Annotated in this window: 6 protein-coding genes and 1 pseudogene; 1 reads left to right on the top strand and 6 read right to left on the bottom strand. The window is 30.0% G+C overall.

The features are described from left to right. A pseudogene (locus AB1Z17_RS08380) lies at positions 1-248 on the top strand (polyphosphate kinase 2); the annotation flags it as partial. Positions 249-307: 59 nt separating this feature from the next. On the opposite strand, the gene AB1Z17_RS08385 reads toward AB1Z17_RS08380, so the two are convergent. From AB1Z17_RS08385 to AB1Z17_RS08410, 6 genes are all read right to left on the bottom strand, one after another. After that, positions 308-2803, bottom strand: a complete 2496-nt coding sequence (locus tag AB1Z17_RS08385; RefSeq protein ID WP_368051352.1) for a zinc-dependent metalloprotease — start codon at positions 2801-2803, stop codon at positions 308-310. 319 nt (positions 2804-3122) lie between these two features. Next, the gene (locus AB1Z17_RS08390) at positions 3123-3638 is read right to left on the bottom strand and encodes a hypothetical protein (protein WP_368051353.1); all 516 of its coding nucleotides are present in this window, start codon (positions 3636-3638) and stop codon (positions 3123-3125) included. 158 nt (positions 3639-3796) lie between these two features. Next, positions 3797-4441 (bottom strand): response regulator, encoded by a 645-nt coding sequence (locus AB1Z17_RS08395; protein WP_368051354.1) that lies wholly within the window; start codon positions 4439-4441, stop codon positions 3797-3799. 2 nt (positions 4442-4443) lie between these two features. Next, positions 4444-6489, bottom strand: a complete 2046-nt coding sequence (locus tag AB1Z17_RS08400; protein WP_368051355.1) for a histidine kinase — start codon at positions 6487-6489, stop codon at positions 4444-4446. 112 nt (positions 6490-6601) lie between these two features. Further along, positions 6602-7900 (bottom strand): carboxypeptidase-like regulatory domain-containing protein, encoded by a 1299-nt coding sequence (locus AB1Z17_RS08405; protein ID WP_368051356.1) that lies wholly within the window; start codon positions 7898-7900, stop codon positions 6602-6604. Between the two features lie 195 nt (positions 7901-8095). Continuing rightward, positions 8096-9590: M3 family metallopeptidase (locus AB1Z17_RS08410; RefSeq protein ID WP_368051357.1), on the bottom strand; the 1495-nt coding region annotated here is incomplete at its 5' end.

A 9590-nucleotide genomic window follows, 5' to 3' on the forward strand; every position in this document is an offset into this window, starting at 1 on the left:
GATGGATGGAATATTCAAAAGCTAAAGATGCTATGTTTGCTCATACAGATACCAAACAAGTGCCTTGGTATGTTGTTGATGCAGACAATAAGAAAAAAGCAAGGCTTAATTGTATAAGTCATATTTTAAGTCAGATTCCATATAAAAAAATGAATTTAGAACCAATTGAATTACCTTCATTACCTGAGAATAAGAGTTATGTAAGACCCCCAATGGATTATCAAACATTTGTGCCGAATAAATATTAAATGCATTAACAAAAAAGCCTCCAAATTGGAGGCTTTTTTGTTTATATGATGTGAGTGTTTTATTTTGGATCTAAAATAGCATCTATACGTTCAGCAATATCTTGTAAATGATATCTTGTAATTGTGTTAGGTGCCGACGAAGCTGCTCTTTGAGCATCTCTTTTAATGCGATTTAATTCACCTCTAACAACAGGAATAATATCAGATTGTTTTACAGTAACAGCAGTACCTTTAACATAACTAGACCCTCTAGACCCTCTGGTATCTTTGGCAGTCATTAAGCTTGCAAGTTGTTCAATATGAGCTCTTTGTAAATTTCTTCTGTACGTATCTATGCTTCTTCCAGATCGCAACTCTGTCCAAATTCCAATTCTTAAATCACTCATCATAGCAACTAAGGTATATGCTTCTGAGCCATTTAGTGTCTCATTTTCAATCATTCGCATCATTCTTCCTAAGCTTAAAACATTGTTTAGTGTTCTAACTTGTAAACCTCTAACACGTTCTGTAATTCCAGAATATTCAGTTTTTCCAATTATATCTTTATCAATTAACCAACTTGGTGTTTTAAATAATTGATCTATTACAAATTTTAAACTATTTTTTTGACGGTTTTTAGCAACGTGTGTATACACTAAACCATCTTGATCTGAAGTTTTATAGTTTTCATAAACACCACCAACATTAGATGAAACATGTCCCATATATCTGTTAAATTGAGCAACAACATGTCCGTACATTTCAGATAAATCGTCATAATTTTCACCTTTTTTAGAAGTCCAATCAATAAGATTTGGCATAATGCGCTTTAAATTTGCAATTCCATAAGAACTTGCCTTAATAGCGTCATCTCCTAAATCTTCAGTTTGAGAACTTGGATCTACAACATCACCAGCTTGTTGATGTCCAAATCTATACCAAGGATTACCAGCATATTTTAAAATCCAATTGTCTAATGTTTCTTTCTCATCTTCAGGCGTTTCTGCATCTAAAATTGGACGGTATCCCCAGCTCATAGCATATTTATCATAAACACCAATATTTGGCATCATTGCTACATCAGTATCTCCAGGTTGTGCAACATAATTAAAACGTGCATAATCCATAATTGAAGGAGCTGTTCCATATTTCTTTGTAAATGTTGCCGAACGAAGAGAATCAACAGGGTAGGCAGCACTACTTCCCATATTATGTGGCAAACCTAAGGTGTGTCCAACTTCGTGAGAAGAAACAAACTTTATCAATTCCCCCATTACTTCATCTTTAAATCCTACACTTTGAGCTTCTGGATTTATAGCAGCAGTTTGAACAAAGAACCATCCTTGTAACAAACTCATTACGTTATGATACCAGTTAATATCTGATTCTAAAATTTCTCCAGATCTTGGATCATTTACATGTGGCCCATTTGCATTTGGAATAGGCGATGCTAAATAACGTACTACAGAATAACGCACATCTTCAGGGCTCCATTCCGGATCTTCTTCTTTTGTAGGTGGATCTTTTGCAATAATGGCATTTTTAAAACCTGCAGCTTCAAAAGCAACTTGCCAATCTTCTATACCTTGTTTAATAAAAGGTCTCCATTTTTCAGGTGTGGCTCTGTCAATATAATATACAATTTGTTTTTTTGGTTCAACCAATTCTCCGCGTTTAAACTTTTCAAGATCTTCATCTTTTACTTCTAGTCTCCATCGGTTTAAATATGTGATTTTTTCACTTTTTTGAGCTTCAGAACCATAATCGGTTTGACTTGATGTAAACCATCCAACACGTTCATCAAAAATTCTTCTTTTCATTGGAACTTCTGGAAGCAAGATCATAGAGTTACTCATTTCAACAGAAACAGTTCCAGTACTGGAATTTGAAGGCGGAGCGCCTGCACTATATGTTTTTACATGTCTACTTTCAATATTTAATGGGTAACTTTGAATACTATCGATAAACGATTTTTTAGTATCTAGTCTGGTAATTTTATAGCCTTTTCTAACATTTTCTGGCAGACCTAAAGCTTTTACATCTGTTGCATATAAATCTGTTACATCAATTACTGTTGCAGTTTTATCTACTGAAAAAGCTTTAATTGGAAAGGCAAATAAAACAGGTTCAAAGTTTGAATTTGTTACAGCTTCGTGCACTGGTAACGATTCGTCTGCTACAACATTATGAGAAACAACCCTTAATAAAATTTGCTTTCCTTGTTTTTGCCATCGTAGCACTTTTGTATTTGCTTTTTGTCCACCAAAACTTCTGTTATTTGAAGTGTTTTTTGCAATACGGGTTACCATTAACATTTCTCTTTCTAATAAAGAATCAGGGATTTCAAACAGGTATTTGTCATCTACAAAATGAACTTTAAATAAACCATCATCAGTTATTGCATCTTTGGTAATAACTTTTGCATATGGTTGAATTGCACCTTTTTTTGGTTTTGGAGGAGGTGTGGGTTTAACCGTTTCTTTTTCTTTTTTCTTTTTTCGTTGAGCATTGGACTGATTAGCGACACCAACAATTAGCAGTAGTGTTAAAAATGTAGTAAAAAATTTGCGAGTCATTTTATTATTTGGGTTTTATTATTTATATTTAAAATAAAGCCCTAAAGTATTAAACCCCAGTACAAAATTTCTTAAAAATTTGTTAAAGAAATATGTGTTTAATTATTTTCATATAATTTCTAAAAAAATAATTTAATTGTAAAAGAGGCTGTCTAAAAAGTGAAATTAGTATCAAACAATCTCATTAATATTATAGTTAATCAGGATATTGAAATTGTAAATTTAATCTATCTGCTCAGGATAGGTTCAATATGAAAATATTCCAACCATTTTAGACAGCATTTTATCATTCTTGTTAGTTTCAAGAATAAGCTGTGTTTTAGTTTAGAGTTAACTTTGAATGAGTTGTGTTAATATTAGAATTTATCCAAGAAATTTTGAAATTATTTTTATTCATAAATTCAATTTTCTGTTTGTTTGTTAAGCTATGCCATAGTGAATTGTAATGTAAAACTACCGCCAAACTTGAATTCTCAATATTTTGCCAATTCATATCTGTTTTTTTAGTTTCTTTAGACGGTTGTGACTTAACATTTACATAATATTTGGCTGTTTTCAGAGAAACATTTTCTTCATTAATTAATGTAATATCTACAGAATTAATATAATGAGCTTCGGCAAGTTTTATAACATCATAGCTAACTTTTTTAATATATTGAGCATCCCATTTAGTGGTGCTTTTACCGATCTTTTTAAGATCTGGCTTAAAGCTATCAAAAGCTTTTCTATATACGATATTTCCATTAGAAAGAGAATTACCTGTTATGTTTACTTCTTGTGCAAAAATGAAAGATGTAAATAATGTGAAAATTAAAATAGCTACGTGTTTTTTCATAATTTTTGTTGTTTAGTTAGAAAATATTTCATTGTTTTTAATTTGATAAAATTAATTGGAAGGGATTGAAATACCTATACGTAGTGCTTGCAATAAATACGTAGGGGTACGTATTTACTGATTAGAGATGAAGCTTTAAAAAATGAAGTACTTTACCTTTATAGTGTTAAAAAAAGTTCTTTGTTTTGTTGCGTCCAACCGAAAAGTGATTCGGCTCCATTTGGTAAGTCCAGTTTAGAAATGATATTTGAACGATGTTTTTGTACTGTTCTTACTGATATAGACAGTAAATTAGCGATTTCCTTTGATGATTTTTCTTGAGCAATTAGGCGTACAATTGTTCTTTCGGAAGGAGAAAGAAATTTTATTTTTTTCAGCTGAGGAGAAATCTCATTACTAAATATTTCATCAAATTCTTTACTAGCGTAAAAATCGCCATTAAGTGCTGCTTGAATACAGTTTTTAATTTCAATAAAAGGTTCATCCTTAAGTAAATAGCCAGCTATATTTAATTTTTTAGCTTTCAATACAAATCCTTTTTCTTTATAAGAAGTAAGAATAATAAAACGCGTGTTTACAGACTTTTCCTGACATTTTTTTATCACTTCAAATCCTGTTAATAAAGGCATATTAATATCTAAAATGGCAATATCTGGATTCTGAGAAATAATAATATCCAATGCTTTAGCGCCATTTACGGCACCTTCAATAACATTATAATTGTGTTCAATTAATTCATCCCTTAAGCCTTTTAATAGCATTGGATGGTCATCAGCAACTAGGATTTTAACATTCTTATTCATTTTTATATTGGTGTTTTAGCTGTAATAATTGTTCCTTTTCTAGGTTTGCTATCTATCAGTAGGGTTCCATTTAAAATTTTAATGCGTTCAGAAATAGTTTTAAGACCCAAACTGTTAGAGATTAGTTTTCCATTAATATCAAACCCTTTACCATTATCTGTTAAAATAGTTGTAATGTTACCTTGTTCTTTTTTTATAGTTAAAGATACCGATGTTGCCTCAGAATGTTTTACAGTATTTGTTACACATTCTTGAATAAATCTATAAAAATTTAAACTTTCGGTTTCATTAAAAAATGAATTTATATCTTCTATTTCTAAAGAAAAAAACAAATCTGTCTCTTCATCATATTCATAAATAAGTTGCTCAATACTTTCAGAAAGCCCCAGTTGTTTTAGAAGGGAAGGATATAAACCTCGTGAAATAGACCGCACTTCTTCTAAAGTATTATTTGTTAAAATTGTAATATCTTCTTGCGATGTGTTTTGTAATTTTTTCTTTATTAGCGTTAATTGTTGCCCAATACTATCATGTAATTCTTTAGCAATTCTGTTTCGCTCATCTTCTTGAGATTGAATTAAATCTTGAGAAAACTGAGTTTGTAATTGTTGTTTTTGTTTTGCTTTATTTCTTGATCGTATTAAAAGAACGAAACCAAAAAATGAAATTAAGCCTGTTCCTCCAAATAATAACCATTGATTTTTAACTTTATGTTTTTCATTTAACAAAGCAATATCACTTTCTTGTGCTTTTATTAAAAGGCTTTTTTTCTCTGTTTCATACTTAATTTGCATTTCGTTTATTTTTGCTATTTTTTCTTGTGAAAAAATGCTATCTGCTAACTTGTGATATTGTTTTAGATCATTGTTAGATTTCTTATATTCTCCTAAATTATATCGAATTTCTGATAGTAAATAATACGCATACCTTTCTTGATTAGGACTTACACCATTGGCTAAATTTGCTGCTTTTAAAGCATATTTTTTTGCATTTTGTAAATCATTCATCGCAATGTATGTTTCCGAAATATCATTACAAGAATGCGCTGCAGATGTATAATCCTCTAATCTTAGTTTAATTTCTAATGCTTGAAAAAGATATTCTAATGATTCTTTATTTTTACCAAGTATTCTTAATGACGGACCAATATTTCCTAACATAATGGCCTGATTTTTTTCTAAGCCTAATTTTTCAGACCTTAGTAATGCATCTTTGAATATTTCAATGGCTGTAACAATCTTTTCTTCATTATCATGATTTATACCTTCTTTTAAATTGATTGCTCCAAGATTGGTTAAGGTAAAAATGATTCCTTTTTCATCATTAAGTTTTTTATAGATTTCAAGCGCTCTATTAATATGCATTCTTGCTTTTGGTAAATCTATATTAGCATCTGGAGTAATCATGTAGATTTTCCCGATTCTTTCTAAATTCTTTGCAATCTCAGTTTCATTATTTAGTTGCTCATTAATTTTTAAGGATTCAAAAAAATTGTAAAGAGATCTGTCAAAACTTGAAATCACATAATAAATACGACCCAATTTATAATAGCAGTTAGAAATTGCTTCTATATCATTTAGATTTTTATAGATTTCAAGTGATTTATTTATGATTTGGATAGATTTATTGTAATTCTTATTAGTATAATAAGAATCGCTACCATTTAAATAAAACTTAGCTAAAAATTGTGCATTGGGGAAATTTTCTTTTTTAAGAATAAAGCTTTCAAAAATTTGAATTGCAAGGTCCGGTTTTTTCAACGTATTATTTTGAAAATATATTAAATTGGAAGTATGAAATAATGCTAAATTAGTAGAATCTATAGATTTAGCTAAATGTATAGTTGCTTTTACAATTGAATCGTACTTTAATTCAGGTTTGAATTTCGTAATTTTTGATAAACTATCTAACCATTTAAGTTTTTCACCTTTTGTTGATTGTTTTGCTTTGGTTGTTAGCTCTTTAATGTTATGTTCTATAGTTGTATTCTGAGCCAAAAGCGTTGAAATACCAGCTATAAAACAGAAAGTGATTATTAGTTTTTTCACAAAAAGCAGTTTGGTTAGTGCAATATTATTATTTAACTAATATAAAAAATTAGTTGAGCATTTACCCAAAGCACTTTATTTATTTCAGATTAAATTAATCTAGCTGAAATTTTTATTGAATTTTTTTAAGCTGTTTTTGAATTTTTTTAATCGCATTTTCAATTGGTTTTTCAGGCTCAATAACGTTATATTCTCCCCAAAATTCTGGATCTGCAAAACCTTGAACTTCATCGCTTAAAATAACAGATGGTTTTAATCTATCTCTAAATTTAATTATGGTGTTTTCTGTTATTTTTTCCCAATCTGTAATTGCCATTTCCATAACAATATTATAAACTGAGTTAAATAAGCGTTTGTCATAATCTATTTTAAATCCTAATTCAATTCTGCTATATCCAAAATGCCATTTTCCATTTTTTTCTCTGTAGTTAATTTGATACATCGCTTCTGTTGGAATAACAGTTGCCTTTTTAGGTTTTTTTATAACAAATATGCGACTGGCTTTTTGCTTGTCTTCTAAATTTAAGTAAAATTTTGAACTTATTAAAGCATACGAATTTGCATCTATAAAAAGTTTGCCATAATAAAATGGATCTTCAATATGCTTTTTTTGTTTAAAATTAACAACATACACAGGCTTATCATCAATTTTGGTGGAAGTTTCAAAATTAAATTGGTATCTATCGAAAACTTCATCCCCAAAAAAGTCTAATGGATTTTTCATAACATCAATTCTTAAAGTGCTCGAAGGTCCTCCTTTTAATTTTAATGAGATGGTATCTAATTTGTTATAGTCTGTATTTTTTCGAGCTTTATATAGTTTTAAGAGGTCGTTTTTACTATTTGTGTATGCCTGCTTGTTAACTTCAACTACCGCTTCAGAAAGTGATACATAATTTCTTCTTTTCTTGATAGTCTCCCTGTAAAAAGCAGTCATTGAAGTAGGAAAATCGAAATAATTATTCCCTCTATTTCTTAACATCTCTCTTACTAAAGAATTTGCATCTTCAATATTTATTTTAATTTCAGAAAGTTCTTCAATATGTGTTTCAAGTTTAATTACAATGTTACTTTCATTTAAATCGTTAAAGTCAATTACTTTACTTGTGTATCCTAAAAATGAAACAGTTACTCTATGATTACTATAGTCCGTTGGGATTTTTAACAGAAATTCTCCTTGTGTATTGGTTATAGAACTTATGTTTGTGTTGTTAACTATAAGTGTTGCAAAAACTAATGGTTTTTTTGATTTACTATCTACAACTTTACCCTTATATTGTTTAAAAGTAATGGTATCTTGAACAATATCAGTATTTGCATACCCAGTATTTTGAAATCCAATTAAAGTAAAAAAAATAAATGCAGCGAACCCTTTGAACATTTTTTTTAGAATGATATCTTTATTTTTCATGACGTACGATTTAAAAAATACAATTAAACTTTGACTTTACAAGTTAGTGATTTTTTATATTTTTAAAATATAACAAATTGTTAAAATTTTGGAATTGTTATTTCTAAAACTATTAGAACATAAAAAACTAGCAACACTAGATTTAATTCCGCTCAATTAATTTTTAAGCGGAATTAAATTCTTAGAGTTTAAAAATTATTTAGCAACAGGAAATCCTCGATCTCTCATAAGAGCATCAATTTTAGCATCGCGTCCTCTAAATTTTCTATAAGCTTCAGCAGGATCCATAGAATTTCTTGGAGCAAATAAATATTTTACCATTTTTGCAGCTAATTCTTTATCGTAAAATCCACCTGGAGCTTCAGCAAATGCTTCAGCAGCATCGGCTGTTATAACATCTGCCCACATATACCCATAATATGCAGTTGCGTAACCTTCGCCAGAAAATACATGTCCAAAATGTGGAGTTCTATGGCGCATTACTAATTCTTTAGGCATATTCATAGCTTCTAAGGTCTCTTTTTCAAATGCATCAACATCAATAGTTGTTGGATCTGCTAAATGGAATTTCATATCCATAATTGCCGAAGCTAAGTATTCGGTTGTAGAAAAACCTTGATTAAAAGTGGATGCTTTTTTAATTTTTTCAACCAATTCTTGAGGAATTGCTTCACCAGTTTTATAATGCACTAAAAACTGATTAATTACTTTATCTGTAGATAACCAACGTTCTAATACTTGCGATTGAAATTCTGTATAATCTCTAACACCTCCATTTAAAGTTGGATATTTTACTTCAGAAGAAAAGAAATGCAATGCGTGTCCAAATTCGTGTAAAAATGTGGTTGCGTCATCCCAAGAAACTAATAAAGCTTCACCTGGAGCAGGTTTCACAAAGTTTGAATTGTTAGATGCTAATACCGTTTTTTCGCCATCAAAAGTACTATGACTTCTATACGTAGTTGCCCAAGCACCTGAACGTTTTCCTGGACGCGCGAATGGGTCTAAATACCATAAACCAATATGCTCACCACTTGTTTTATCTGTTACATCCCAAACATTTACATCTTCATGAAAAACAGTTACACTTCCTTCTGGAACTGGTGTAAAATTATAATTAAACACTTCACCAGCAACAAAAAATAAGGCATCAGTTAATTTATCTAATTGTAAGTATTGTTTTACTTCATCGGAATCTAAATCGTATTTTTGTTTACGTACTTTTTCAGCATAAAAACGGTAATCCCAAGGTTCTATAGTAATATTATCTCCATTAGCATTTGCAACTGCTTGCATATCTGCAACTTCTTCTTTAACTCTTGCAATGGCTGCAGGCCAAACGGCATCCATTAAATTCATTGCGTTTTCAGGTGTTTTAGCCATTCTGTTTTGCAAACGCCAATCTCCAAAATTATCGTATCCCAATAATCCAACACGCTCTTTTCTCAATTGTAAAATTTTTGCAATGTTTTCATTATTATCAAATTCATCAGCATTATCACCTCTTGAATAATAATTATTCCAAACTTTTTCACGAATTTCTCTTTCTGTTGAATACTTTAAAAACGGATCCATATAAGAACGTGTGTTTGGAACTGCATATTTCCCTTCTTGTCCTTTATCAGTAGCAATTTTAGCCATAGATTTAATCATTCCATCCGCTAATCCACCTAATTGATCTTCAGTTAAA

The sequence above is a fragment of the Lutibacter sp. genome, assembly GCF_040883305.1.
Classification (GTDB): Bacteria; Bacteroidota; Bacteroidia; order Flavobacteriales; family Flavobacteriaceae; genus Lutibacter.

Bases quoted from the DNA above. Each gene is read 5' to 3' on its own strand.
- AB1Z17_RS08385 (WP_368051352.1), bottom strand. From the start codon at position 2,803: ATGACTCGCAAATTTTTTACTACATTTTTAACACTACTGCTAATTGTT.
- AB1Z17_RS08390 (WP_368051353.1), bottom strand. From the start codon at position 3,638: ATGAAAAAACACGTAGCTATTTTAATTTTCACATTATTTACATCTTTC.
- AB1Z17_RS08395 (WP_368051354.1), bottom strand. From the start codon at position 4,441: ATGAATAAGAATGTTAAAATCCTAGTTGCTGATGACCATCCAATGCTA.
- AB1Z17_RS08405 (WP_368051356.1), bottom strand. From the start codon at position 7,900: ATGAAAAATAAAGATATCATTCTAAAAAAAATGTTCAAAGGGTTCGCT.